The sequence below is a fragment of the Blautia sp. SC05B48 genome, from assembly GCF_005848555.1.
Lineage (GTDB): Bacteria > Bacillota > Clostridia > Lachnospirales > Lachnospiraceae > Blautia_A.
This window is the reverse complement of sequence record NZ_CP040518.1, coordinates 1,320,457-1,344,826: the sequence shown is the minus strand read 5'-3', so window position 1 is coordinate 1,344,826 and position 24,370 is coordinate 1,320,457. Positions and strand designations below refer to the sequence as shown.

At 44.5% G+C, this 24,370-nt stretch carries 27 protein-coding genes and 2 pseudogenes; 27 read left to right on the top strand and 2 right to left on the bottom strand.

What is annotated here, in order from left to right; translation table 11 throughout:
• The first annotated feature begins 51 nt into the window (after positions 1 to 51).
• The 9 genes and pseudogenes from EYS05_RS17445 to EYS05_RS06135 all read left to right on the top strand — a co-directional run bounded on the left by EYS05_RS17445 (position 52) and on the right by EYS05_RS06135 (position 6,758).
• Positions 52 to 198, top strand: coding sequence for a hypothetical protein (locus EYS05_RS17445; protein WP_174235837.1), 147 nt, complete (start codon positions 52 to 54; stop codon positions 196 to 198).
• The gene (locus EYS05_RS06170) at positions 179 to 697 is read left to right on the top strand and encodes a PcfB family protein (RefSeq protein ID WP_005421637.1); all 519 of its coding nucleotides are present in this window, start codon (positions 179 to 181) and stop codon (positions 695 to 697) included. Before EYS05_RS17445 ends, EYS05_RS06170 begins: the two co-directional genes overlap by 20 nt.
• Positions 694 to 2,220 (top strand): VirD4-like conjugal transfer protein, CD1115 family, encoded by a 1,527-nt coding sequence (locus EYS05_RS06165; protein ID WP_138276810.1) that lies wholly within the window; start codon positions 694 to 696, stop codon positions 2,218 to 2,220. The genes EYS05_RS06170 and EYS05_RS06165 overlap by 4 nt, the downstream gene beginning before the upstream one ends.
• A gap of 561 nt (positions 2,221 to 2,781) precedes the next feature.
• Positions 2,782 to 4,599, top strand: coding sequence for a reverse transcriptase/maturase family protein (locus EYS05_RS06160; RefSeq protein WP_055057444.1), 1,818 nt, complete (start codon positions 2,782 to 2,784; stop codon positions 4,597 to 4,599).
• Positions 4,600 to 4,706: 107 nt separating this feature from the next.
• Positions 4,707 to 5,147 (top strand): annotated as a pseudogene (locus EYS05_RS06155) (TraM recognition domain-containing protein); the annotation flags it as partial.
• Positions 5,148 to 5,292: 145 nt separating this feature from the next.
• Entirely contained in the window at positions 5,293 to 5,451 is a 159-nt protein-coding gene (locus EYS05_RS06150) for a Maff2 family mobile element protein (RefSeq protein WP_002595213.1), read from the top strand.
• 154 nt (positions 5,452 to 5,605) lie between these two features.
• Positions 5,606 to 5,878 (top strand): helix-turn-helix domain-containing protein, encoded by a 273-nt coding sequence (locus tag EYS05_RS06145; RefSeq protein WP_002584334.1) that lies wholly within the window; start codon positions 5,606 to 5,608, stop codon positions 5,876 to 5,878.
• Positions 5,838 to 6,215 (top strand): TnpV protein, encoded by a 378-nt coding sequence (locus tag EYS05_RS06140; protein WP_002584333.1) that lies wholly within the window; start codon positions 5,838 to 5,840, stop codon positions 6,213 to 6,215. The genes EYS05_RS06145 and EYS05_RS06140 overlap by 41 nt, the downstream gene beginning before the upstream one ends.
• 51 nt (positions 6,216 to 6,266) lie before the next feature.
• The gene (locus tag EYS05_RS06135) at positions 6,267 to 6,758 is read left to right on the top strand and encodes a nucleotidyltransferase domain-containing protein (RefSeq protein ID WP_009266803.1); all 492 of its coding nucleotides are present in this window, start codon (positions 6,267 to 6,269) and stop codon (positions 6,756 to 6,758) included.
• 118 nt (positions 6,759 to 6,876) lie between these two features.
• On the opposite strand, the gene EYS05_RS06130 is transcribed toward EYS05_RS06135, so the two are convergent.
• Positions 6,877 to 7,683 carry a helix-turn-helix domain-containing protein gene (locus EYS05_RS06130; RefSeq protein ID WP_002584331.1) on the bottom strand — a complete coding sequence of 269 codons (807 nt, stop codon included), beginning with the start codon at positions 7,681 to 7,683 and terminating at the stop codon, positions 6,877 to 6,879.
• 483 nt (positions 7,684 to 8,166) lie between these two features.
• On the opposite strand from EYS05_RS06130, the gene EYS05_RS06120 reads away from it, so the two are divergent.
• The 8 genes from EYS05_RS06120 to EYS05_RS06085 all read left to right on the top strand — a co-directional run bounded on the left by EYS05_RS06120 (position 8,167) and on the right by EYS05_RS06085 (position 13,751).
• A complete protein-coding gene (locus EYS05_RS06120) occupies positions 8,167 to 8,355 on the top strand; it encodes a hypothetical protein (RefSeq protein WP_002584330.1) in 189 nt (62 codons plus the stop codon).
• Positions 8,352 to 8,693 (top strand): DeoR family transcriptional regulator, encoded by a 342-nt coding sequence (locus tag EYS05_RS06115; protein WP_002584329.1) that lies wholly within the window; start codon positions 8,352 to 8,354, stop codon positions 8,691 to 8,693. Before EYS05_RS06120 ends, EYS05_RS06115 begins: the two co-directional genes overlap by 4 nt.
• The gene (locus EYS05_RS06110; protein WP_002594808.1) at positions 8,686 to 8,982 is read left to right on the top strand and encodes a DUF3847 domain-containing protein; all 297 of its coding nucleotides are present in this window, start codon (positions 8,686 to 8,688) and stop codon (positions 8,980 to 8,982) included. The genes EYS05_RS06115 and EYS05_RS06110 overlap by 8 nt, the downstream gene beginning before the upstream one ends.
• A gap of 311 nt (positions 8,983 to 9,293) precedes the next feature.
• On the top strand, positions 9,294 to 9,548 hold the full coding sequence (locus EYS05_RS06105) for a CPCC family cysteine-rich protein (RefSeq protein ID WP_002594807.1): 255 nt from the start codon (positions 9,294 to 9,296) through the stop codon (positions 9,546 to 9,548).
• Positions 9,549 to 9,569: 21 nt separating this feature from the next.
• Positions 9,570 to 9,974 (top strand): hypothetical protein, encoded by a 405-nt coding sequence (locus EYS05_RS06100; protein WP_002594806.1) that lies wholly within the window; start codon positions 9,570 to 9,572, stop codon positions 9,972 to 9,974.
• Between the two features lie 182 nt (positions 9,975 to 10,156).
• A complete protein-coding gene (gene mobQ / locus EYS05_RS06095; RefSeq protein WP_138276809.1) occupies positions 10,157 to 11,737 on the top strand; it encodes a MobQ family relaxase in 1,581 nt (526 codons plus the stop codon).
• Between the two features lie 63 nt (positions 11,738 to 11,800).
• Positions 11,801 to 12,445, top strand: coding sequence for a CHC2 zinc finger domain-containing protein (locus tag EYS05_RS06090; protein WP_138276808.1), 645 nt, complete (start codon positions 11,801 to 11,803; stop codon positions 12,443 to 12,445).
• Positions 12,414 to 13,751: a virulence-associated E family protein gene (locus tag EYS05_RS06085; RefSeq protein ID WP_138277691.1), complete on the top strand. Its 1,338-nt coding sequence runs from the start codon at positions 12,414 to 12,416 to the stop codon at positions 13,749 to 13,751. Before EYS05_RS06090 ends, EYS05_RS06085 begins: the two co-directional genes overlap by 32 nt.
• A 28-nt stretch (positions 13,752 to 13,779) precedes the next feature.
• On the opposite strand, the gene EYS05_RS17885 is transcribed toward EYS05_RS06085, so the two are convergent.
• Positions 13,780 to 14,019 carry a hypothetical protein gene (locus EYS05_RS17885; RefSeq protein ID WP_021682886.1) on the bottom strand — a complete coding sequence of 80 codons (240 nt, stop codon included), beginning with the start codon at positions 14,017 to 14,019 and terminating at the stop codon, positions 13,780 to 13,782.
• Here EYS05_RS17885 and EYS05_RS06075 point away from each other — a divergent pair.
• From EYS05_RS06075 to EYS05_RS06030, 10 genes and pseudogenes are all read left to right on the top strand, one after another.
• The gene (locus tag EYS05_RS06075) at positions 13,993 to 14,190 is read left to right on the top strand and encodes a hypothetical protein (RefSeq protein ID WP_002304371.1); all 198 of its coding nucleotides are present in this window, start codon (positions 13,993 to 13,995) and stop codon (positions 14,188 to 14,190) included. The genes EYS05_RS17885 and EYS05_RS06075 overlap by 27 nt on opposite strands.
• On the top strand, positions 14,191 to 15,861 hold the full coding sequence (locus EYS05_RS06070) for a recombinase family protein (protein WP_138276807.1): 1,671 nt from the start codon (positions 14,191 to 14,193) through the stop codon (positions 15,859 to 15,861). It abuts the gene before it with no gap.
• Positions 15,862 to 15,952: 91 nt separating this feature from the next.
• Positions 15,953 to 16,033: pseudogene (locus EYS05_RS06065) on the top strand (Maff2 family mobile element protein); the annotation flags it as partial.
• Between the two features lie 27 nt (positions 16,034 to 16,060).
• A complete protein-coding gene (locus EYS05_RS06060; RefSeq protein ID WP_118401264.1) occupies positions 16,061 to 16,930 on the top strand; it encodes a VirB6/TrbL-like conjugal transfer protein, CD1112 family in 870 nt (289 codons plus the stop codon).
• 23 nt (positions 16,931 to 16,953) lie between these two features.
• On the top strand, positions 16,954 to 17,325 hold the full coding sequence (locus EYS05_RS06055) for a PrgI family protein (protein ID WP_044924576.1): 372 nt from the start codon (positions 16,954 to 16,956) through the stop codon (positions 17,323 to 17,325).
• A complete protein-coding gene (locus EYS05_RS06050) occupies positions 17,303 to 20,110 on the top strand; it encodes a VirB4-like conjugal transfer ATPase, CD1110 family (protein WP_044924578.1) in 2,808 nt (935 codons plus the stop codon). Before EYS05_RS06055 ends, EYS05_RS06050 begins: the two co-directional genes overlap by 23 nt.
• A 101-nt stretch (positions 20,111 to 20,211) precedes the next feature.
• Entirely contained in the window at positions 20,212 to 20,898 is a 687-nt protein-coding gene (srtB, locus tag EYS05_RS06045) for a class B sortase (protein WP_243119243.1), read from the top strand.
• Between the two features lie 17 nt (positions 20,899 to 20,915).
• Entirely contained in the window at positions 20,916 to 23,345 is a 2,430-nt protein-coding gene (locus tag EYS05_RS06040; RefSeq protein ID WP_044924580.1) for a CD1108 family mobile element protein, read from the top strand.
• 23 nt (positions 23,346 to 23,368) lie between these two features.
• Positions 23,369 to 23,698: a DUF4315 family protein gene (locus EYS05_RS06035; RefSeq protein ID WP_242650107.1), complete on the top strand. Its 330-nt coding sequence runs from the start codon at positions 23,369 to 23,371 to the stop codon at positions 23,696 to 23,698.
• Entirely contained in the window at positions 23,688 to 24,353 is a 666-nt protein-coding gene (locus tag EYS05_RS06030) for a CD1107 family mobile element protein (protein ID WP_005421646.1), read from the top strand. Before EYS05_RS06035 ends, EYS05_RS06030 begins: the two co-directional genes overlap by 11 nt.
• Positions 24,354 to 24,370: the final 17 nt, after the last annotated feature.

Below are 24,370 nucleotides of genomic sequence, written 5' to 3'. Positions count from 1 at the left end.
TATGGGCAGCAAAGTCATAGATGCCCTTTTGAATGATGAAAGGGGTATAAAATGAGAATGTTATTGATTATTGCAGGGATTCTTCTGGTGTTAGCAGTCAATTTTGTTCTGTACTGCTGTATCCGGGTAGGAGCAAAGGAAGATCGTTTGTTGGAAAACCATAGAAAGGAACAGATTGATGCAGGAAGAAGTGAATGAAAAAACAGTGTCCCTGTGTATCACTGGTGGAAAAGTGACAGCCCGTTTATTGAAACAGGCAATGATGCGTTTTCTGGCAGCGATGGAGAAAGAAAAAGCAGAGAAAGCAAGAAAACAGCAGGTAAAGGGACCGCCAGACAAAGATTATCATGGAAAGCAGAGTTTAAAGAAGCTGGCACAGCAGAATGTTCAGCTTTCCAACATTGAGATTACGGATAACAACATCAAGGCTTTTGAAAAAGTGGCAAAAAAGTATGGCATTGATTTTAGCCTGAAACGTGATAAGTCCGTAGATCCACCCCGATATTTCGTTTTCTTCAAGGCAAGGGATGTGGATGTGATGACTGCGGCATTCCGGGAATTTACCGGAAAGACGCTGAATAAAACAAAGAAACCGTCTGTCCGTAAGAAATTACAGCAGGCAATTGCAGCCCGCAGCCAGGATAAACAGAGAGAACGGGAAAAATCGAAAGAAAAACAGAAGGAGCCGACCTTATGAGTGGGATAAAAAATATAAAGAAAAAACTGAAAGGATTTCAGGTGCGTCCCCCGAATGCAGAAGTGATAAAAAAGGTTCTGTTGTATATTCCGTATGTGGTTGTATTTTATGTGGTAAATAAATGCACCTGGCTGTATCAGTATTGCAGGGGCAGTACAGTAGTGGACAGGCTGATGGTTCTCCTTATGAACTATCCGTTAGCGTTTAAAAAGTTGCTGCCAAGTATACAACCGAAAAGTCTGGCTGCGGGAACTATTGCTGCAGTCAGTGTGTGGGCAGTGGTGTATTTTAAGGGAAAAAATGGAAAGAAGTTTCGCCAGGGAGAAGAATATGGTTCTGCCAGATGGGGAAATGAAAAGGATATAGCCCCTTTTATTGATCCGGTCTTTGAGAACAATATTCTGCTGACACAAACGGAACGTCTGACAATGAACAGCAGACCGAAGAAACCAAAGTATGCCAGAAACAAGAATGTCATAGTGATCGGGGGATCTGGCAGCGGTAAGACCAGATTTTATGTGAAACCACAGCTTATGCAGATGCCGGATAATGTGAGCTTTGTAGTTACTGATCCCAAGGGGACAATTATCGTAGAATGTGGTAAGATGTTAGCACGAGGGACACCGAAGAAAGATAAAAATGGGAAAATCCTGCGTGATAAAAATGGCAGAGTGGTAATGGCTCCTTACAAAATCAAGGTGCTGAATACCATCAACTTTGCCAAAAGTATGCACTATAATCCGTTTCATTACATTCGTTCGGAAAAAGATATTCTGAAACTGGTAAATACGATCATGGTAAATACCAAAGGAGAGGGAGAAAAATCTTCCGAGGATTTCTGGACAAAAGCGGAACGTCTGCTGTATTGTGCTTTGATTGGGTATATCTACTATGAAGCACCGGAGGAAGAACAGAATTTTTCAACCCTGCTGGAATTTATCAATGCCAGTGAAACCAGGGAAGAAGATGAAGAGTTTAAAAATGCAGTGGATCTGTTATTTGAGGAGCTGGAAAGAGACGAGCCGAACCATTTTGCAGTAAGGCAGTATAAAAAATACAAACTGGCGGCAGGAAAGACAGCAAAAAGTATTTTGATTAGTTGTGGTGCAAGACTCGCACCCTTTGATATTGCAGAGCTGCGGGAGCTTATGTCTTATGATGAGATGGAGTTGGATATGATTGGAGATCAAAGAACAGCATTGTTTATTGTAATCTCTGATACGGATGATACTTTTAACTTTGTGGTTGCCATGATGTACAGTCAGCTTTTTAACCTGTTATGCGACAGGGCCGATGACGTTCATCATGGAAGACTACCTTATCATGTGAGAATCCTCTGTGACGAGTTCGCAAATATTGGACAAATTCCGAAGTTCGATAAGCTGATTGCAACGATCCGAAGCAGAGAAATCTCCGCATCTATTATTCTGCAGTCACAGTCACAGCTCAAGACCATTTATAAGGATGCAGCGGAAACCATCACAGGAAACTGTGTGCGCCCAGAAGTCGCCAGCGCATTATAAATTCGGCGGCGTGGTATTTATGGAATACTGCCTTTAGCAAGCAGTAGGTAAAAGTATCAAGTGATGAAAAATCACAGCCTATTATTCTACAACTTATCCGAGAGGGGAAACCCGAAGGGGAGTGTAGCATGTTGTCGCTTTTGTCAATGGATAAAAGCCTGAATGATAAGGTACTAATCCTGTGTATCTGAAAATTCAAGAATAAAAATTCGTGTATGAGGTACAAAGCTAAACTGCCTGAACGATAGCCAGAGTGGGGGAATCCGCACTCCGCATACGAAAAGGATTGAAACGTATGCTATTCCATGTTGGTTTCATTTCGCAGTTATGAAAGCAAGCGATACTCATGGAAGGACAACCGCAAGACAGCGGGTAAATGGCGAAAGTCGGTGCCGACAACACGAAACGCTAATTCCATAAATACTAACTGGGGATGACCTAAACCTGGTAACGGGCATGGTCACACAGCTCCCATAGTAGTCTGAGACGTTAATGACGTTCACATGGCGAAGGGGAGCAGCTTATTTACTAATACGATATGAAAGGACGGTGCGAGAGGCATTGAGAAATCCAATCCAAGTATTAAGTAGTTTGACGGAAAAGTCAAAGAATGAATCTTACAGGTTTCAAAGATTATATCGGAATCTGTACAATCCAGAGTTCTATTGGCTTGCATATAAAAACATATATGCAAACACAGGCAGTATGACTGCCGGTGCAGATGGAACTACTATTGATGGCATGAGTGACGAAAGAATCCAAAGGATTATTGAATCCATGCGAGATAAAAGTTACCTGCCAAAACCTGCACGCAGGGAATATATTGCTAAGAAAAACAGTAATAAAAAGCGTCCGTTGGGAATCCAGTCGGGCAATGACAAACTGGTGCAGGAAGTAGTGAAGATGATTTTAGAAAGCATTTATGAGCCTGTGTTTAAGAAAACATCTCATGGGTTCAGACCAAACAAAAGCTGTCAGACAGCATTATACCAGATACAGAAAACCTTTACGGGAACGAACTGGTTTGTTGAGGGCGATATACACGCCTGCTTCGACAGTTTTAATCACCACACAATCATCAGATTGCTGAGAAAACGTATTGATGATGAAATGTTTCTACAACTCATCTGGAAATTTCTAAAAGCAGGCTATATGGAGCAATGGACGTACAATCGGACATACAGCGGAGTACCGCAGGGTTCAGGTGTCAGTCCAGTGCTTGCAAATGTGTACCTTCACGAATTAGATAAATTTATGGAGGAATATGCACAGAAATATAACCGAGGAAAGAAGAAACAAATGAACTCCGACTACAAGAAAGTTGTCAAAAAGGCATCCTATTATAGATGTATGGGCAAAAAGAAGTGGGCGGATTTATCTCCAGAAGAACGCTGGGAACGCAATAAACATTTGAAAATGCTTGAAAAGCAAACACGACAGCTAACTCCGACCGAACCTTTGGATGAGACGTATAAACGGATTCAGTACACCCGATACGCTGATGATTTCATCATTGGAGTAATTGGGAGCAAAGCGGACGCAGAACAGATGAAAGCTGACGTCGGCAGATTTCTCAGGGAAGAACTGGATTTGGAAATGTCCGAAACCAAAACCAAAGTTACGCATACAGGAGACAGAGCCAGATTTTTAGGCTATGACATTACGGTATCCAGAAGTCAGGATTTAAAGAAATCCGCAGGAGGATACAAAATCAGAAGCAATGCAGGAGTGGTGAAATTACTTGTACCCAGAGAAAAATGGGTGGGAAAGTTACTGGAATATCATGCAATCAAAATCAAGATTAACGAAAACGGAAAAGAAAGATTTGTAGCCCTACACAGAGGAAAACTGGTAAATCAAAGCGATATAGAGATTCTGGCAAGATATAATGCGGAAGTTCGTGGACTTTACAACTATTATGCCATAGCAAATGATTCCTTCAAGATAGGCAGATTTGCCAATCTTATGAAGTACAGTATGTACAAGACATTTGCCTGTAAGTATAAAACAAATGTTCACGAAATCAAGCGCAGATATTGTGTTGGAGGTCTGTTTACAATCGCATACGATACCAGAGCAGGAAGGAAAATCACGACCTTTTACAGAGACGGGTTTAAGCGAAAAGAATCAGCTACGAAGTTTGACAATGTGAGCGAACTTCCGCAGTTCTCAAAATACGCTAAAACCAACACTCTGAAACAGAGAGTGGAACGCCATACCTGTGAACTTTGTGGAAAGGATTGCAGAAATCTGGAAATCCATCAAGTAAAGAAACTAAAAGACTTAAAGGGCAATGCGGAGTGGGTACTCCTTATGCGCAAAAGGAGACGGAAAACTCTTGTGGTATGCCCTGAATGTCATAAACTGATTCATTCTTAATACCGTAAATATAATAAGCGGAAAGCCGTATACATCGAGAGGTGTACGTGCGGTTTGGGAGGGAGGGGACGCAAGTCCTGCAAAGGATGAGCTGAACCTTACCTCATGATACCATGCTGTTCCTTGGTGGAAAGGAAAGTACCACTCTGAAAGAAATTTCAGAGACACTGGGAAAGGAAACAATTGATTTATATAACACTTCTGATACAAGAGGCCAGAGCAGATCTTATGGTCTGAACTATCAGAAAACGGGAAAAGAACTGATGAGCCGGGATGAACTGGCAGTCATGGACGGTAACAAATGTATTTTGCAGCTTCGTGGTGTCCGTCCGTTTTACAGTGATAAATTTGATATTACAAAACATAAACGGTATAAGCAATTATCCGATTATGATAAAAAGAATGAGTTTCATGTGGAAGAATATATGAAACATCAGATGGAAGTCCGGTTAAGTCCGGAAGAAGCGTTCGACCTTTATGTGTATGAAGGCAGTGAACTGGAAAAACAATCAAATAATGAAAATGAAGGCATAGAGCATGTAACGTAAAACATACATAGCTCTTTTTTTATGCCCTTTTGGGAGGTAGCGATATGCGTAAGCATGAAAGACCGCCCATCAGGGCGGAACCCTCTGAGTAGTGACCGTTTGAAAATCACAATGAAACAGCAGTTACGAAAGGAGAACATAGATTATGGCGTTTTTTACATCCGCAATTAATATTTTACAGACTCTGGTTGTTGCAATCGGAGCTGGTCTGGCAGTTTGGGGAGTTATCAATCTCCTAGAGGGGTATGGAAATGACAATCCCGGAGCCAAGTCCCAGGGAATCAAGCAGTTCATGGCTAATTAAAGGGAACAAAAAGAAAGGAAAAGCCAATCCAGACGGTATCAGCGGCAGGCTACAAGAATAAATTGTGATTTCACAAGATTGGTGCTATAATAAGAGAAAAGTTCCTGCCGGGGCAGCCGCTCCGGTGGTATGGATAGAAAGGCAGGAAAACAATATGCACATCAGCTATAAACCACTCTGGCACACACTGTTAGAGCGTGATATGAGAAAAGAGGATTTAAGGCTTGCTGCTGGTATGACAACAAATATGATTGCCAACATGAGCAAAGAGGGAAAGCACATCAGCATGGATACATTAGCCCGTATCTGCGAAACGCTGAATTGTGAGATTACCGATGTGATTGAGTTAGTACCAGACGAGCCTGCTTCCACAGGAGGTAAGGAACATGAGCGAATTGAAACCAAGAATAAAAGAAAACGGAATTGATTATATCCTTGTTGGAGATTACTACATCCCGGACTTGAAGTTGCCGGAGGAACACCGCCCCATCGGAAAGTACGGACGGATGCACCGGGAATATTTAAGAGAAGTCTGCCCAGCCAGATTACACACATTGACCCTGACCGGGGAATTGTGGACATATCTTGCAGACCTGAACGAACAGGCACAGAAACGGTTAGACACCATCATGGAGCAGATGAAAGCTGCCGAGGGCGTGACCGAGGAATTGAAGCGTACCCGTCAAATGGAATGGGTGCAGCGTTGCAATAACATTCACAACCGGGCAGAAGAAATTGTTTTACATGAGATGATTTATTCATAACGGTATGGTAGAATGATTATTACAAATTAGAAGTTGTAAAGGAGACTTTGTATGGGTAGAAAAGAAATAACAACAAAAGAAGATTTAATGAAAGTAATAGAATTATTCGAAAATACTGGAATTACATACTGGTTGGATGGCGGATGGGGTGTAGATATTTTAGCTGGTAAACAAACAAGAATTCATAGAGATATAGATATAAATTTTGATGCTCAACATACGGAAAAATTGTTAAATGTGCTTTTGAATCTGGGCTATAAAATTGATACAGACTGGAAACCGGTTAGAATAGAGTTATATAGTGATGAACTTGGTTACTTAGACATTCACCCGTTCGTTTTAAATGAGGACGGAACTTCAAAACAAGCTGATTTAGAGGGTGGCTGGTATGAGTTTGAAAAAGATTACTTTGGTAGTGCTTTTTTTGAAGGAAAAACAATTCCTTGTATATCCTTAAAAGGCCAAAGAGTTTTCCACTCAGGTTATGAATTAAGAGATAAAGATAAGCATGATATTTCAATTCTTGAAAGTTTATCAAAATAACATTGCTGTAATTTCTAAGATAAATTCCACTTTATCGCTTTGAAATTTTAACTGAATAAGTATAGCACCAACCGCTGCTACATGGAAGCAAACACAACCATGCAACAGCGGTTTTTCTTTACCGTTTTTTCCTTTGACTGATAGGAGTTCCTGTTTTCTTTGATTTTTGTAGAATCCGAATGAGCCAGCGAAATTCTTCGTCTGACAGATTTTTATAGTTGATGCCGAGCTGCTTGCAGTAAAGGACAACCAGCTTTTCATCCCGACTGCCCTTGAAATTTTCAACCGCTTCCAAATTTTCTTTCAATTCATCGGCAACGGTGGTCTGGGGCGCACTCTCGCTGTCCTTTTTGTGGGCTTCCCGAATATCCCGGATAATGAGATTGAGGTCATCAAGAACCATGTGGCTGAAATATTCATCATCGCTGATATGGGCGGCTTGCAGCACTTTCAAATGCGGGTCGTCTTCGCCGGGGCGATACCGTTCAATGATTTCATGCCGGACAGTATCGACAAGGGCGTTGAGGTTTTGAATCTGCATGGTGGCAATCCCATCTACATAAATCTCAATGTCCGCAAGAAACTTGATAAAGTCCTTATGAGTGGCAAGCTCACAGAGCAGACGGTTGTTAATCCGACCGCCTTTCAGAAGTGCCACCATCTCATCATTCAAATGCAGCTCTGTTAGTGGCGTGTTGATCTGCTCCCGGTTCTCTGTCCGGCACAGCAGATAATCAACGGAAACCCCATAGAAGTCTGCCAGCGTGATAAGGTTGCCATGATTGATTTCCTTATAATCCTCTTTTTCATAACTGCCAAGAGCTGATTTGGAAATGCCCGTCAGCTCTGATAATTCTTCCAGATTTAAGCCTTTGTCCTTGCGGAGTTCCCAAAGGCGTTCCTGTATGCTTGTCGCTCCTTTCATGGGCGCACGCTCCTTTCCGGCGGTTTCATTACTGCCGCTTAACTGGATTATATCATACTTTCCGCAATCGTGGAAATTTCTGATTTTTACCCTTAATTCCTACTTTGTGGACATACGGCACAGGGCACAAAAATGTTCTATGATACAGGTAGTTCATCGATGGATTATTCCAATCGAATGACCAGCCTGTGTGGGATATGCTTCCCCGGCGATGTAGCGCCATGACTTTTGGCAGGGATATGGAGGAACCCTGACCGAAACGAGCGTACCAAAGGGAGCGATACGCCGCTGTGAGATTCAGGGGAGGAACGACACCGGGGAGAACTGGCGAACTGATACCGAAATGATACCGAAACACGACAATCTGATAGGGGGATAGTCTACCCTATCGCTGATACTTCTGGAGATTTTAGACGGCTCTATGACCGTAATTTTGCCGAAAATCGCCCCGAAACTATACACTAAAACGGGAGGAAACGCAATATGCCGAGAATGAGCAAAAAGAGGAAGCATGAGCTTTCTTTTTACCTCAATGACCGGGGGCGTGTCACTTACAACGAATTATGCCGGAAATGCAAGCATGGGTGCAAGCAGAGCTTCCGGGCGGTTGTGGTTGACTGCCCCCGTTATTTATCCAAAAGAGCAAAGAAAAAGGAGGAACACACCGAATGAATTTTGAATTTATGACGATAGGCACACCGTTGCCGCCCTGTATGCCCTTTCCCAGAGCGTTGACAGGATTTCCAGTCAGCAGCACCGCAAAGGTCATGTACTGCCGGATGTTGGACGCTATGCTATCCAACGGACAGGAGGACGAGAACGGAATCCTGTTTATCTGCTTCCCTGTCACAGCCATTGCCGCAGTCCTGTCCCGCAGCCCCATGACGGTCAAGCGTTCTCTGAATGAACTGGAAACCGCCGGACTGATCATGCGAGTGCGTCAGGGCGTTGGAGAACCAAACAGGATTTATGTGCTGATACCGGGAAAGGAGGACGCTGCCCTTGCCTGATACCTCAAAGCTGGAAAAGCTCAACCGAGAGTTGGAAAAGAGTGAAAAGAAACTGCGGAAAGCCATCAATGATGAAAAGGCATTGCAGCACCAGCTAAAGCAGCTTACCCGAAAAGAACGGACACACCGGCTCTGTACTCGTGGCGGTATGCTGGAAAGTTTTCTGCAAGAGCCGGAACGCCTGACAGATGATGATGTCATGCTGTTGTTGAAACTCATTTTTCACAGGCAGGACACGCAGGAACTATTGAAGAAACTGCTGGAACGGGAGAAGCCGGAAACCCCTTAGTTTACTAAGGGCGCAATTATACACCACCCAAAGGTTGGTGCATTGCGTTCTCCGAAGGCTCCTCGCCGGAGGGCTGTGATTTTCCGCAGTCAAGGTCTGCTCCAAATCATACAGGGGACGCTACGCTTCCCCTGCGCTGGCTGCCGCCAGCTACCCTTTTGTGGACTTGCCATCTGGGGACACCTTGCGCTGTAAGCTGTTCCCAGCCGACAAGTTTCATAAAATATGCTATCTTTTCGATAATCGATGAAGTATAATAAAGTCAGAAATAAATCAGGAATTTGAGGTCAAGGCTTAAACGGGAGGTTTATATGAAAAAATACCAATGTCCTTGCTGCGGATATTTTACCTATAATGTTCCGGCAAATGAAGATTGTGGGTATATCTGTCCCGTTTGTTTTTGGGAGAATGACCCGTTCATTGCTTCTGATAACGAACCAAGCGACTCTAATCATGGAATAACACTAAAAGAAGCAAAATTAAATTTCTCAACATTCGGAGCTTGTGAAAAAGAAATGGTGTGTTATGTCCGACTACCAAGAGATGATGAAAAAGAAATTTCATAGTAGTGTGTAAAGGAGAATCAAATGAAGCATAAAAAGTTTTTGTTAATTGCACTGATATGTTTAATCGGTATAGGTATTAGCTTTCTTTTGTTTTCTGCTCATAGACCATTCAAAGATTTAGAGGCAGCAGATATTACTTCGGCAAGTGTTCGGTTATCGCCACCTGATACAACAATTCAGATAGTAGAAACAGAGGAATTAGTATCATATCTCAATGAGGTAGTTATTTACAATAAGGACAACTCATATACAGAATATGCCGGACAAGCAGTTATTTTCACTCTGTCTTTGGCAGATGGTTCTCAAGTGGAGATTATAGCATACAATCCATTTATTATAATTGACGGTATTGGTTATAAATGCAAATATGAACCTTGTGAAGCTCTTAATCATTATGCTAATGAGCTAATGACAAGAGAACCATAATTTTTAAGTGTACCATCTACCCATCGGGTCAACTTGTCCCGAACTTTTACAGCTAAATATCCGCCGCCCTCACAGCGGCACACCGAGCAGGAAATCTGAAAAAGGTCTCCTGCTTTTTTTCTGCCAAAATGAGGTGGTAAAACGCCACCCCATCCACCAATTACCGAAAGGAGGGACACGAAATGCCCTGCCCACACAACGAAATCACGATTGTTCAGCGCAGCCAGCGACAGTCTGCGGTTGCCGCCGCTGCTTACCAAAGCGGCAAAAAGCTGTTCTGTGAATACGACCAGCAAGTGAAGCACTACCCGGAAAAGCGTGGTATTGTCCACAATGAAATTCTGCTCCCGGCAAACGCCCCACGGTCGTATGCAGACCGCAATACCTTATGGAACGCCGCCGAAGCGGTGGAAAAGCAATGGAACTCCCAGCTTGCAAGGCGGTGGGTGCTTACCATCCCAAGAGAGATACCACCCGACCAGTATGCTGTCCTTGTCCGGGAGTTTTGTGAGCAGCAGTTTGTTTCCAAAGGCATGATTGCTGATTTTGCAATCCATGACCCCCATCCGCCGGGACACAATCCCCACGCCCATGTCATGCTCACTATGAGGGCAATGGACGAACATGGAAAATGGCTTCCCAAGAGCCGCAAGGTTTATGACCTTGACGAAAACGGGGAACGGATAAAACTTCCGTCCGGCAGATGGAAAAGCCACAAGGAGGATACGGTGGATTGGAACGACCAGAAGTATTGCGAAATCTGGCGGCATGAATGGGAGGTCATCCAGAACCGCTATCTGGAAGCCAATGACCGCCCAGAGCGTGTGGACTTGCGTTCTTATGCCAGACAGGGGCTTGATATTATCCCTACTGTCCATGAGGGAGCTGCTGTCCGGCAGATGGAAAAGCGGGGTATCCAGACGAACATCGGCAACCTGAACCGGGAAATCAGAGCCGCCAACCGCCTGATGAAGTCTATCCGGCAGCTCATTCAAAACCTCAAAGGCTGGATTACCGAGCTGGGAGAAAAACGAAAAGAACTGCTTGCACAAAAGGCGGCGGAGGAAGCGACACTTCTTCCCAATCTGCTGATGAAGTATATGGAGATACGAAAGGAAGAACGGAAGGACTGGACAAGGGCTGGACAGAACCGGGGGACTTCACAGGACTTAAAGGCAGTCAGCGAAGCCCTGTCCTATCTCCGGCAAAAGGGGCTTTCCACTGTGGAGGACTTAGAAGCATTTCTGGAATCTTCCGGGAAATCAGCCGCCGATTACCGCAATCAGATGAAGCCAAAGGAAGCCCGCAGCAAAGTGATTGACGGGATTCTTGCCAGCCGGACAGACTGCAAGGAATGTAAGCCTGTCTATGAGAAGTACCAGAAGATATTTTTCAAGAAAACAAAGGAGAAATTCAAACAGGAACACCCGGAGGTTGCCCGATATGCGAAAGCCGCCGCCTACCTTGCCAAGCACCCAGACGATAAGGACAGCACCCAAAAGGAGCTGCAAGAGGAGCAGGAAACGCTTCACAGCGAAATCGCAGAGCTGAAAGTACCGCTGACCGAGGTACAGGCTGATTTGAAGAAGCTGCGGGATATCCGTTACTGGGTACGGAAAGCCACCCCCGGCACAGAGGAAAGCAAAGAACCGCCCAAGAAGCAGCCTATCAAAGAAGTCTTACAGGATAAGGCAGACGAGAAAAAACCACAAAGAACCGCCCCGGTACAGGCGAAACACCGACAACAGGATATGGAACTTTAACAGGCACTTGCCATTTTCAATCAGAGAATGTCAGGTGCTTTTTCTTTTTTAGGAGGGATAGATTTGAATGTATTTGAAGCTGTGAAGCAGTCCGTCACAACAAGACAGGCTGCGGAGCATTATGGAATCCGTATAGGTCGGAACGGGATGGCTTGCTGCCCGTTCCATCATGATAAAACCCCAAGTATGAAGCTGGATCGGCGTTACCACTGCTTCGGCTGCGGTGCGGATGGGGATGTGATTGATTTTGCCGCCGCTCTGTATGGGCTGGGAAAGAAAGAAGCCGCCGTACAACTGGCACAGGACTTCGGGCTTTCCTATGAGGACTGGAAACCGCCGGGAAAGGCAAAAAAGCCAAAGCCCCGGCAGAAATCCCCGGAGGAACAGTTTCAGGAAGCAAAGAACTGCTGCTTCCGTATTCTTGCCGATTATCTCCACCTACTTCGAGTGTGGAGAAAGGAATATGCCCCGCACTCCCCGGAGGAAGCCTTTCATCCCCGGTTTATAGAAGCCTTACAGAAGCAAGATCAAGTGGAATATCTGCTGGATGTGCTGCTGTTCGGGGAAACAGAGGAAAAAGCGGCTTTGATTACGGACTACGGAAAGGATGTGATACAGCTTGAACAGCGAATGGCAGAGCTTGCAGCCGCAGACGCAGCAAGAACTAAAAAACACCATGAACGCCATGCAGCCACCCCAGAACATTGAGGAAATCAAGGCGGGGCTGGAAACTACCGAGAAAGGCGGTGTCCGTCAGAGCATACGGAACTGTCTGACCGTATTCCAGCGTGACCCGCTGCTTTCCGGGGCTATCGCCTACAACATCCTGACTGACCGCAAGGACATCATAAAGCCCATCGGCTTTCAAAGGGAAAGCACCGCCCTGAATGATACGGACATGAAGTATCTGCTTCTCTATCTGGAAGAAACCTACGGGCTTACCAATGAGAAAAAGATTGATAACGCCATCGGGATTGTGGCGAATGAAAACAAGTACCATCCCATCCGGGACTATCTCAATACCCTTGTGTGGGACGGGACAGAGCGAATCCGTTTCTGCCTGCGGCACTTTCTGGGGGCTGACGCAGACGATTACACCTATGAAGCGTTGAAGCTGTTCCTGATGGGTGCAATCTCACGAGCCTTTCAGCCGGGGTGCAAGTTTGAAATCATGCTCTGTCTGGTCGGCGGTCAGGGGGCTGGCAAGTCCACTTTCTTCCGTCTGCTGGCAGTCCGGGACGAGTGGTTCTCCGATGATTTGCGGAAGCTGGACGATGACAATGTGTACCGCAAGCTGCAAGGTCACTGGATTATCGAAATGTCGGAAATGATGGCAACCGCCAACGCCAAGAGCATTGAGGAAATCAAGTCATTTTTAAGCCGGCAGAAAGAGGTTTACAAGATACCTTATGAAACCCACCCGGCAGACCGCCCCCGTCAGTGCGTGTTTGGCGGCACTTCCAATGCCCTGGACTTCCTGCCCCTTGACCGTTCCGGCAACCGCCGCTTTATCCCCGTCATGGTGTACCCGGAGCAAGCCGAGGTTCACATTTTGGAGGACGAAGCTGCTTCCAGAGCCTATATCGAGCAGATGTGGGCGGAAGCGATGGAGATTTACCGAAGCGGCAGGTTCAAGCTGGCTTTCAGCCCCGCCATGCAGCGCTATCTCAAAGAACACCAGCGGGATTTTATGCCGGAGGACACCAAAGCAGGGATGATACAGGCGTATCTTGATAAGTACACCGGGAGCATGGTCTGCTCCAAGCAGATCTACAAGGAAGCCTTGAACCATGCTTTTGACGAGCCGAAGCAATGGGAAATCCGGGAAATCAACGAGATTATGAACCAGTGCATTTCCGGCTGGAGGTACTTCCCGAACCCAAGAATGTTTTCAGAATATGGCAGACAAAAGGGCTGGGAGCGTGAAAACCCGGCAACGGACTTAAGCAACCCGTCTGAAAAAACGATGGACGGTTTTGTGGAGGTCACAGAACAGATGGAGCTTCCATTCTGAAAAGGACAGCCCGTTGCACCCCCTGTTGCTATCCCGTTGCCGAGCCGGTTGCCGGGGAAAAACCTTTATTTCCGGGCTTTTCTCCCTTATAACAACCAAAACAACAGAAAAATAAAAGAAAAGTATAAATAGTAACCATCGCCAGATTGAGATTGTTTGCAAGGTCTTTTGAAGCCCGTTGCCGGACTTCGTTGCCGACACCCTCTGTCTGGCTATTTTCATGTATGGAGGATAACTGCCTATGGCAAAAAACAAAACAGAGATTCATGTTACAACGGTGTTTGACGGGGAACTGGACGCCACTGATGTGTTCGTCAGCCTGATTTCCCAGAAATACGGAAAGACAAATACAAAAGAATATCTTGCTAAAAAGAAAGATATAAGCTATAATGAAGATGAGGTTCAAAAGAGCCAGATACCGTCTGGATTGTGTGGGTAAATGGCTATGATGAACGAAATGGAATACAGAACAATCGGAAAGGCACTTGCCGGGGGCTATCGTGCAGCGGTCTATTGCAGGCTGTCAAAGGACGATGACCTGCAAGGCGAAAGTGCCAGTATCGCAAACCAGCGTGATATGCTGGAAAAATACTGCGAAAAGCAGGGATGGGAGGTTGTGGCAGTCTATCAGGACGATGGCTTCACAGGTCTTAACATGGAGCGTCCTGATTTACAGAGAATGTTGAGAGCCATTGAGCGCAGGCAAATCAACCTTGTCATCACGAAAGACCTCAGCCGACTGGGGCGTAACTATCTGCAAACCGGGCATTTGATTGAGGACTTTTTCCCAAGGAACGGTGTCCGCTATATCGCCATGAATGACGGTATCGACACCCTGCGGGATAACAACGATATTGCCCCATTCAAGAATATCCTGAACGAGATGTACAGCAAGGATATTTCCAAGAAAGTCCATTCCTCTTATCTTCTGAAAGCGCAGAAAGGACAGTTTACCGGGTGTCTTGCCCCGTTTGGATATCGGAAAGACCCAGAGGACAAAAACCATCTGCTCATTGACGAGGAAACCGCCCCGATTGTGCGGCTGATTTTCGGATATGCCCTGAACGGTCATGGTCCGAACTATATCCGCAGACGGCTGGAGGAAGAAAAAATCCCCTGCCCCACATGGTGGAACCGGGAACGGGGGCTTCGCAATACCCGCACCAAATGGGAAAAGAAAGACCCGGAAAACGGGCGGTATATGTGGGACTTCTCCGTTATCAAAGACCTTTTGATGAATCCCGTCTACACCGGGGCGATTGCTTCCCAGAAAAAGGACTACCGTTTCAAAATCGGCACGATTGGGGAAAAGAAGCCGGAGGACTGGATTGTGGTGGAGGGGCAGCATGAACCGCTGATTGATCGCATGAGCTTTGACATTGTGCAGAACAAGCTGAAATTCCGCCAGCGTCCGGGGCAGACTAATGAAATCAGCCTGTTTGCCGGACTGTTAAAATGCGGCGAGTGTGGGAAGTCGCTGACGGTACGCTACACAAACGCAAAACATCCCCAGCAGATTTATTCCTGCAAGACCTACAATGCCTTTGGAAAGAACCACTGCACCCAGCACCGGATTGACTATGACACCCTTTACAGCCATGTGCTGCGGAAAATCCGGGAATGTGCCAGAGCTGCCCTGATGGACGGGGAAGCGGTTGCTGACCGCCTGACCAATACCTGTGAAGCCGAGCAGCGGGAACAGCGGGAAGCAATGGAACGCTCCCTTACAAGGGACGAGGAACGGATTGAGGTTCTGGACAAAATGGTCATGCGGCTTTATGAGGATATGATTGCAGGGCGTATCAGTGAGCAGAATTTCAACACCATGCTGGAAAAGACACAGACCGAGCAGACGGAGCTTAAAACAAAAGTGTCCGAGGGCAGAAAGCGGCTGTCCGATGAAGTCCAGCTTGCCAATGACGCAAAACAATGGGTGGAAGCCATTCAGGAATACGCCAACATCACAGAGCTGGACGCAGCCACCCTCAACCGCTTAATCAAAGAAATCGTCGTGCATGAGCGCATTGACGAAAATAAAACAAGACACATTTCTATCGAAATTCATTTTAATCTCAAACCCATCCCGGAGGTGGAACAGGTCACTGCCTGACCTGTCCCGCCGGGACGGTTCTCTTAAAAAATACCATATAGATTTTTTGTACGCCGCCGCCCGCCATCGAGCAGAGTTTTACACCTAATTGGGGATAAAACAGCTTATGGCAGGTGGAGGTGTCGTTCTGATCGGTACACAGCTTGTACCATTACTGGCGAATTTGTTTTAGCCGGGGCAGTAGGAAAGGAGAACACGCATGGATAAGATTTTTGAGTCCATAGAAGAATGGATGCGTAACCTCCTTACAGGCATGGTCAGCTCAAACCTGACGAACATGTTTACCGATGTGAATGAAAAAACCGGTGATATTGCAAGTCAGGTTGGGCAAACGCCCCAGGGCTGGAGTGGCAGTATTTTCAGCTTGATCCAAAATCTGTCGGATTCTGTGATCGTACCGATTGCCGGAATGATCATAACCTTTGTGTTGTGCTATGAGCTGATTTCCATGCTCACCGAAAAGAATAACATGCATGATATAGATACATGGATGTTTTTCAAATATTTCTTCAAGATGTGGGTTGCAGTATGGTTCGTAAGCAATGCTTTTACGATCACAATGGCAATTTTTGATGTTGGACAGAATGTAGTGAACCGGGCTGCAGGTGTTATCAACCAGCAGACGGCAATCAATATTGATTCGGTAATCACCTCGATGGAGACAGCAATGGAATCAATGGAAATAGGAGAGCTGATTATACTGGCACTGGAAACGCTTCTGGCGAGTCTGTGCCTAAAGGTTATATCCGTTTTTATAACGGTTATTTTGTATGGCCGTATGATAGAAATTTATCTGTATTCGTCAATCGGTGCAATTCCATTTGCCACTATGAGCAATCGGGAATGGGGACAGATTGGCAGCAATTATTTAAGAGGATTGTTTGCACTGGCATTTCAGGGATTTTTTATTATGGTGTGTGTGGGCATTTACTCTGTATTGGTTGCCAACATACAGGTATCAGACAATGTGCATACAGCGCTGCTCAGTGTAATGGCTTATACAGTAATACTGTGCTTTAGTCTTATGAAAACAGGTAATTTCTCAAAGAGCATCTTTAATGCACACTAAATGTGGAAAAGGAGACGATGAAAATGGCTTTTGTATCAGTACCAAAAGATCTGACAAAAGTAAAAAATAAAATTATTCTCAATCTTACAAAACGACAGCTCATCTGCCTTGGTATTGCAGCGGCAGTAGGGCTTCCGTTTTATTTCCTGTCAAGGGGATTGATTGGTTCGAGTAATGCGGCAACCGGAATGTGTCTGTTGATGCTTCCGGCTTTTTTATTTGCCATGTATGAGAAAGATGGACTTCCTTTAGAGAAAGTCCTCAAAAATGTGATTACAGTAAAACTTATCCGTCCTCCGGTACGGAAGTATGAGGTGGAAAACCTCTATGAAAAAAAGAGAATTCTGACAAAATCGAAAGGAGGTACCGTTCGTGGAAAAAGTAAGAAACGATAAAGAAGAATTTTCCCATCTGGATGACTGGTGGTTGGATGAAGAGGATTCTGCTGATGGTTTACCAGTGTTTGATCCGGACGAGACAGAAGATTATGCAAAGGACAGACAGCGTTTGACGGGAGTACCGATGGTTACGGGGTATGAAGCACTGGAGCGACACCGAGGTGTCCGCAGACCAAGACGTAAATTAAGCAGACGGGAAAAACATGCCTGGAAAAAAGCCCAGAAATATGAATTGAAATTACATAAGGCACACGAAAAGGAAGAAAGAAAACTTGCGAAGCAGGCGGCAAAACAGGCTGCTCGTGAAGAAAAGGCGGCACAGAAACAGGCAAAGAAAGCAGAAAGGCATAAAAAAAAGACAAAGCCGCCGGGTTCTGTAAAATCCAGTGGGAAAAAAGGTGTTGCAAAGAAAATATCCAGCACGAATAAAGACAGTAGAAATAAAGGGAAAAACATTACCGCACAGCAGTCCATTCCATACAGGGAAATGGGAAAAGACGGAATCTGTCGTGTGGAAGATGGTTACTATTCTAAAACAATCCGCTTTTATGATATTAACTACCAGTTAGCTCAGAATGAGGATAAAAATGCGATTTTTGAGAACTGGTGTGATTTCCTGAATTATTTTGACAGCACCATCCATTTTCAGTTGTCCTTTATCAATCATCACAGCAACATGACGGAATATGAAGATGTGATCCGTATTAAAAAGCAGAATGACAGTTTTGATGATCTGCGTATGGAGTTTGCCCAGATGCTTAGAAATCAGTTGGCAAAAGGAAATAATGGTCTTATCAGAACCAAGTATATTACGTTTGGGATTGAAGCTGACAATATCCGGGAAGCAAAACCAAAACTGGAACGTATCGAAACAGACATACTCAATAATTTTAAGGTTTTCGGGGTATCTGCATATCCGTTAAATGGTGCGGAGCGTTTGCAGATCATGTATGAAACATTCAACCAGAATGTCAAAGTACCATTCAGATTCAGCTATGATGATATGCTGCGTACCGGGCTGAACACAAAGGATTATATTGCACCATCCAGTTTCCTGTTCAAAAATGGAAAGGATTTTCAGATGGGAGATACCGTCGGAGCAGTATCTTATCTGCAGATTTTGGCACCAGAGCTGACAGATAAAATGCTTGCTGAATTTCTGGAAATGGACTGTAACCTGCTTGTTAATCTGCATATCCAGTCCATCGACCAGATGAAAGCAATCAAGCTGGTAAAGAGTAAGGTTACTGACATTAACCGTATGAAAATTGAGGAACAGAAAAAAGCGGTACGCTCCGGATATGATATGGATATTATCCCGTCTGATCTGAATACATACGGTGGGGAAGCGAAAAGACTTCTGGAAGATTTACAGTCAAGGAATGAGAGAATGTTCCTTGTAACTGTGGTGTTCTTAAATACAGCGAAAAATAAACAGGAGTTGGAAAATGTGGTATTTCAGACAGCAGGCATTGCACAGAAATATAACTGTGCATTGAAAAGACTGGACTATCAGCAGGAACAGGGGCTTATGAGTAGTTTGCCGCTTGGAAGAAACTGGATTCCGATCAAGCGGGCGTTGACTACTACATCAACAGCTATTTTTGTCCCATTTACAACTCAAGAACTGTTTATGGGTGGGGAATCTATCTATTATGGGTTAAATGCGCTGTCTAATAATCTGATCATGGCAGATCGGAAAAAATTGAAGAATCCAAATGGGCTGATACTTGGTACTCCTGGATCTGGTAAATCCTTTGCGGCAAAAAGAGAGATTACTAATGTATTTATTGTCACAAAAGACGACATTATCATCTGCGATCCGGAGGGAGAATATTTTCCACTAGTCCGGGCATTTAACGGGCAGGTTATCCGTATTTCTCCGACCAGTCATGATTACATCAATCCAATGGATATTAACATCAATTATGCGGATGATGACGATCCGCTATCTCTGAAATCAGATTTTATCCTTTCACTTTGTGAACTGGTAGTAGGAGGGAAAAACGGTCTGGAACCAGTGGAAAAAACAATCATTGACCGATGTGTACGTCTGGTATATCAGGACTATCTTGCTGATCCGGTTCCGGAGAAAATGCCAATCCTGGAAGATTTATATAATCTGCTTCGCAAACAGGAAGAGGCAGAGTCGCAGAGGCTGGCAACGGCACTGGAAATCTATGTAAATGGTTCCCTGAAGGTGTTTAATCACCGTACAAATGTAGAGTTGAACAATCGTCTGGTATGTTTCGATATTAAAGACCTTGGTAAACAGCTAAAAAAACTTGGCATGTTGATTGTTCAGGATCAGGTTTGGAACAGGGTAACAGTCAACCGTTCTGCCCATAAATCCACCAGATATTATATTGATGAGTTTCATCTGTTGCTGAAAGAGGAACAGACAGCAGCATACAGTGTGGAAATCTGGAAGAGATTCCGTAAGTGGGGCGGTATCCCGACTGGTATCACACAGAACGTAAAAGATCTGCTTGCTTCAAGGGAAATCGAGAATATCTTTGAAAACTCGGACTTTATCCTGATGCTCAACCAGGCATCCGGGGATCGACAGATTCTGGCAAAACAGCTTAATATTTCAACACACCAGCTTTCCTATGTAACAAACAGTGGAGAGGGAGAAGGGCTGATTTTTTATGGAAATACAATTATTCCATTTAAGGACAGATTCGATAATACCCTTATGCTTTATGCGTTAATGTCATCGAAACCAGAAGATGTAGAGAAGCGTGAAAAACTCGGCATCAAAGGCAGAGACGATAGTTAAAGGGGTGACAGCAGAGCATGAGAAAATGGGTGGCAGGATTGTTACTTTCTATATCTGTTATATTGCTTACGATCAGTCTGTATTTCTTAATGGGATTTTTTATGCAGGAAAGACAGGATAATCAGTTACAGCAGGAACTGCAGGAGCTAATGCAGAAAAGAGAGGATGAACCGGAAGAAGATGTTTCCGGCGATTCTTTGATAGAGGTGGACGCTGGAATTTTGGCATTGCATGAAGAAAATCCGGATTGTATTGGCTGGCTGACCATTGATGGAACGCAAATAGACTATCCGGTCATGTACCGGCCCGAAGATAAAAATTATTATCTGCATCGGGATTTCAATGGGGAATATTCTGCAAATGGATGTTTATTTCTGGCAGAGGAATGTGTACCAGGGGATTCGGACAATCTGATCATATATGGACATCACATGAACAGTGGGAAGATGTTTGCTGACCTTGAGAAATATAAGGACGAAGGATTTTACGAAGAACATCCGACAATCCTGTTCCGCACGATATGGGGAAATGAACAGTATCAGATATTTGCAGCATTTACAACGCCCGTTTATACAGGAAATGATTTTGATTATTACAGTTTTATCAAAGCTGGAACAGTGGCTGATTATAAAAAATTTATTGCTTCCGTTAAGGAAAAATCACTTTATCAAACAGGAACAACAGCAAAATACAGAGATAAGTTACTTACACTGTCTACTTGTGAGTATTCCCAGAAAAATGGGCGTATGGTACTGGTTGCAAAGAAAAATAACGGAAAATTATCATAGATCAGGAGATGATGACCATGCAGGAGCATGAATATAAAGCAAGGGACAAGACTGTCCAGAAGATGAGCCGGGATGGACTCAGGGAAAAAAATCTCCGCAGTAAAAAGGAAAAGCGGATTACCGGACGTGAGACAGATGAGAAGAAAACAGCCGGACACAGGGAACAGGAGCTGGACTTTGGAAAGGTCAGAAAAACTCATACTGCAGAAGAAACAGTTGAGGGAGTGAAAGAAGGAAAACACAGACTGCAGTCCAGACACGCTTTTCTGGAACAGGAAGAAATTGCGGAAGCGGAGGAAATGGAAAACTCAGAAATGAGTGATGATAAAGCAGGCGGGGAGAAATCTCCGCCTGTTTCACGTTCCAGACTTCGGAAAGATAGTATCCGGGGGCATCCGGAACGGAAATTTGAACGTGATTCTGAAATAACAGAACCGGACAGGCAAAACCGAAAGAAAAAGATGGTCACAGCCTATGCAGCAAAAGAGCAGAAACTCTACCATGAAAAGGCAGAAGTTGATGAAAAATCAATGGAAGACTTTCGGGAAGAGATCAAAAGCAAGACAAAAAGGGAACAGATACGAAAAGAACAGAAGAAATCAAAATCCCGGCTTTCCTTTGAAGATGAAAGCAAAGGTGTGATTCCTGGCAGTGGGATGGCAAAAAGGGGAGCTTCCGCCGTTTCGGAAACGGTATCTGATTATAGTCAGAAAAAGGTCAGAGAAGATACCGATGATAATGCTGCCCTTGATGCGGCAGATCAGATGGAACTTGCAGGAGAAAGTCTTGCAAGAAAGTCTATCTACGTTCGGGAACGATTGAAAGAGAACCGACAGAGAAATAATCGGTTAAAGGAATCTGTTCTGGAAGAAACAGAAAAATTCCGCTTGCAGTTTGGCACCAGTGCTTCCAATGAGGCGAAAAAGGCGGTTCAGAAAGAAGCAGAGCAGAAAAAACAGACTGCCCTAAAGAAATTATTGCAGAAAAAGCGTTACCAGAAGCAGTATCAGGCTGCGAAACAGGGAAAGGCTGTGAAAGACGCAGTGCTTGTAAATGCACAGCGATTTACAGAAAAAGCCAAAGCTGCGGTCAAGGAAATTGTGGCACAGAACAGAAATATCCTCTTGTCCATAGGAGTTCTGGTTCTGCTGTTTGCGTTGATGGTAACAAGTCTGTCAAGCTGTGCTGCGTTATTCCAGGGCAGTTCCAATGCTATTATTTCTACCAGTTATTCCAGTGAGGATGAAGATATTTATGCTGCGGAAAATGCTTATGTGGCATTGGAAAATGCACTGAATGAGCAGATCAATCAGATGAAGGCAAACCATTCCGACTATGATGAGTTCCAGTTCCAGATTGATGAGATCGGACACAACCCGTATCAGCTTATTTCTTATCTGACAGTCAAGTATGGCGGTTTTACCTATGCAGAGGTTGCAGATGAGATTCAGAAGATTTTTAAGGAACAGTATGGCTTATATACGGATTCAACACGGGAAACCGTAACAGAAAAGAAAACGGTCAGAGTTGGAGAATCACTGGGACAGGTTGTAACCAGTGGATATTGTAACTGCCCGATTTGTTGCGGACAGTGGAGTGGAGGCCCGACTGCAAGTGGAGCGTATCCACAGGCGAATCACACGATTGCGGTGGATGCTTCTAATCCATTTGTGCCAATGGGAACTCATGTCATTATGAATGGTGTGGAGTATGTAGTTGAGGATACAGGAAATTTTGCACAGTATGGTGTGCAGTTTGATGTATTCTACGGCGATCACGCTTCTGCGTCAGCACATGGGCATCAGACCTGGGAAGCATACATAGCAGACAGCAATGGAAGTCAGGAAGTGGAAGTAACGACAACAAGAGAAGTGAACCGGCTGGATGTAACACTTACGAACCATAACCTGGATGCAGTTTTAAGAAACCGTATGACAGATAAGGAACAGGAGCAGTATGACGCTTACAACAAATACTATGGAAATCGTGATTATCTGTTTGACCTTAACACAATTCCGACAGGTGGGGCAGGTTTTGGATATGATATTCCGGCAGAAGCACTTTCTGATCCGCAGTTTGCCAAGATGATCCGGGAAGCGGAAAAATATCTTGGTTATCCGTATGTCTGGGGCGGTGCATCGCCATCTACCAGTTTTGACTGCTCTGGTTTTGTATGCTGGGTAATCAATAATTGCGGAAATGGATGGAACGTGGGAAGAACAACAGCGGACGGGCTTCGTTCTTATTGTTCCTATGTATCTCCATCTGATGCAAAGCCGGGAGATCTAATCTTTTTCCAGGGAACTTATGATACGCCGGGAGCGAGCCATGTTGGAATTTATGTAGGAAATAACATGATGATTCATTGTGGAAATCCGATTCAATATACAAGCATTGCAAGTTCTTACTGGCAGCAACATTTTATGGCATTTGGCAGAATTCACTAGAAGGGAGCGAACAAGAGATGAATATGCGATTAAAAAAGGTTCTGGATGATATTCAGAAAACTGAAAACAAGATTCTGGAACTGCAGGAGCATGTAAGGCAACTGAGAATCCAGAAAAAGCAGATGGAAGATGCAGAAATCATTAAGGCAATCCGTTCCATGAAAATGGATAGCCGAAAGATGCTGACTTTTCTGGATGGAATTCAGAACGGAACAGTTACCATGCAGTTTGATGAAGAGGGCAATCTTTCTATGGATAATTCTGAAACGGGTATAAAGAAAGAAGAAAATATGGATAGCGAAATGTCAACCGGACTGATAGAAGAAAGAGAGGATTTGGAAGATGAAGAATAAAGTAATGAAAAAAGTTTTAATGATTATGCTGTCGGCAACGATGCTGATTGGTTCTGCCAGCGTGACCGCATTTGCACAGGCAAATGAAAACGCAGAGCAGACTGAAACTGCGGAACAGGTGATAGAAGAACAGCCGGCGGAGCAGCCTGCCACAGAGGGAACACCATTTTCCACGCCGGGAAACGGACAGCTTGTGGATGATAAGGAGAATGACAGCTCCAAGCAGTTTCTGACTGTCCAGACAAAGAATGGAAATACCTTTTATATGGTTATTGATCGTTCCGGTACTTCCGAAAATGTGTATATGATGTCACTGGTAGATGAACAGGATCTGGCAGAGTTCTTAGATGAAAATGAGGAAACCGAGAAAAAAGAGGAATCTGCAGTTGTTCTTCCGGAAATAACCACAACACCAGAACCGGAAACTACCGTACAGCCAGAAACAGAAGTAAAACCGGAATCCAGTGGTAATAAAATGTTTGGTTCTGCAGTTCTGGGTGGAGGCATTGTACTTGTATTCGGTGGTTTAGCTGCTTTTGCTTTAAGTAAATTCCGAAAGAAAAAAGAGGACGGAATTGTAGAGGAAGGTCTGGAATTTGCTGATGACAGTTACATCAATGAAGATGAAGAAAATGCAGAAGATCAGCAGAAATAACAAAAGATCATAAGGTA

What these genes read in the sequence shown, in the direction of transcription:
- EYS05_RS17885 (WP_021682886.1), bottom strand. Translation starts at nt 14,019, where the DNA reads ATGAATCTCTGTTTTGTTTTTTGCCATAGGCAGTTATCCTCCATACAT.
- EYS05_RS06140 (WP_002584333.1), top strand. Translation starts at nt 5,838, where the DNA reads ATGAGCGAATTGAAACCAAGAATAAAAGAAAACGGAATTGATTATATC.
- EYS05_RS06040 (WP_044924580.1), top strand. Translation starts at nt 20,916, where the DNA reads ATGCAGGAGCATGAATATAAAGCAAGGGACAAGACTGTCCAGAAGATG.
- EYS05_RS17445 (WP_174235837.1), top strand. Translation starts at nt 52, where the DNA reads ATGAGAATGTTATTGATTATTGCAGGGATTCTTCTGGTGTTAGCAGTC.
- EYS05_RS06030 (WP_005421646.1), top strand. Translation starts at nt 23,688, where the DNA reads ATGAAGAATAAAGTAATGAAAAAAGTTTTAATGATTATGCTGTCGGCA.
- EYS05_RS06135 (WP_009266803.1), top strand. Translation starts at nt 6,267, where the DNA reads ATGGGTAGAAAAGAAATAACAACAAAAGAAGATTTAATGAAAGTAATA.
- EYS05_RS06055 (WP_044924576.1), top strand. Translation starts at nt 16,954, where the DNA reads ATGGCTTTTGTATCAGTACCAAAAGATCTGACAAAAGTAAAAAATAAA.
- EYS05_RS06165 (WP_138276810.1), top strand. Translation starts at nt 694, where the DNA reads ATGAGTGGGATAAAAAATATAAAGAAAAAACTGAAAGGATTTCAGGTG.
- EYS05_RS06070 (WP_138276807.1), top strand. Translation starts at nt 14,191, where the DNA reads ATGGCTATGATGAACGAAATGGAATACAGAACAATCGGAAAGGCACTT.
- EYS05_RS06105 (WP_002594807.1), top strand. Translation starts at nt 9,294, where the DNA reads ATGAAAAAATACCAATGTCCTTGCTGCGGATATTTTACCTATAATGTT.
- mobQ (WP_138276809.1), top strand. Translation starts at nt 10,157, where the DNA reads ATGCCCTGCCCACACAACGAAATCACGATTGTTCAGCGCAGCCAGCGA.
- EYS05_RS06130 (WP_002584331.1), bottom strand. Translation starts at nt 7,683, where the DNA reads ATGAAAGGAGCGACAAGCATACAGGAACGCCTTTGGGAACTCCGCAAG.
- EYS05_RS06060 (WP_118401264.1), top strand. Translation starts at nt 16,061, where the DNA reads ATGGATAAGATTTTTGAGTCCATAGAAGAATGGATGCGTAACCTCCTT.
- EYS05_RS06075 (WP_002304371.1), top strand. Translation starts at nt 13,993, where the DNA reads ATGGCAAAAAACAAAACAGAGATTCATGTTACAACGGTGTTTGACGGG.
- srtB (WP_243119243.1), top strand. Translation starts at nt 20,212, where the DNA reads ATGCAGGAAAGACAGGATAATCAGTTACAGCAGGAACTGCAGGAGCTA.
- EYS05_RS06115 (WP_002584329.1), top strand. Translation starts at nt 8,352, where the DNA reads ATGAATTTTGAATTTATGACGATAGGCACACCGTTGCCGCCCTGTATG.
- EYS05_RS06145 (WP_002584334.1), top strand. Translation starts at nt 5,606, where the DNA reads ATGCACATCAGCTATAAACCACTCTGGCACACACTGTTAGAGCGTGAT.
- EYS05_RS06120 (WP_002584330.1), top strand. Translation starts at nt 8,167, where the DNA reads ATGCCGAGAATGAGCAAAAAGAGGAAGCATGAGCTTTCTTTTTACCTC.
- EYS05_RS06085 (WP_138277691.1), top strand. Translation starts at nt 12,414, where the DNA reads ATGAACGCCATGCAGCCACCCCAGAACATTGAGGAAATCAAGGCGGGG.
- EYS05_RS06035 (WP_242650107.1), top strand. Translation starts at nt 23,369, where the DNA reads ATGCGATTAAAAAAGGTTCTGGATGATATTCAGAAAACTGAAAACAAG.
- EYS05_RS06170 (WP_005421637.1), top strand. Translation starts at nt 179, where the DNA reads ATGCAGGAAGAAGTGAATGAAAAAACAGTGTCCCTGTGTATCACTGGT.
- EYS05_RS06100 (WP_002594806.1), top strand. Translation starts at nt 9,570, where the DNA reads ATGAAGCATAAAAAGTTTTTGTTAATTGCACTGATATGTTTAATCGGT.
- EYS05_RS06150 (WP_002595213.1), top strand. Translation starts at nt 5,293, where the DNA reads ATGGCGTTTTTTACATCCGCAATTAATATTTTACAGACTCTGGTTGTT.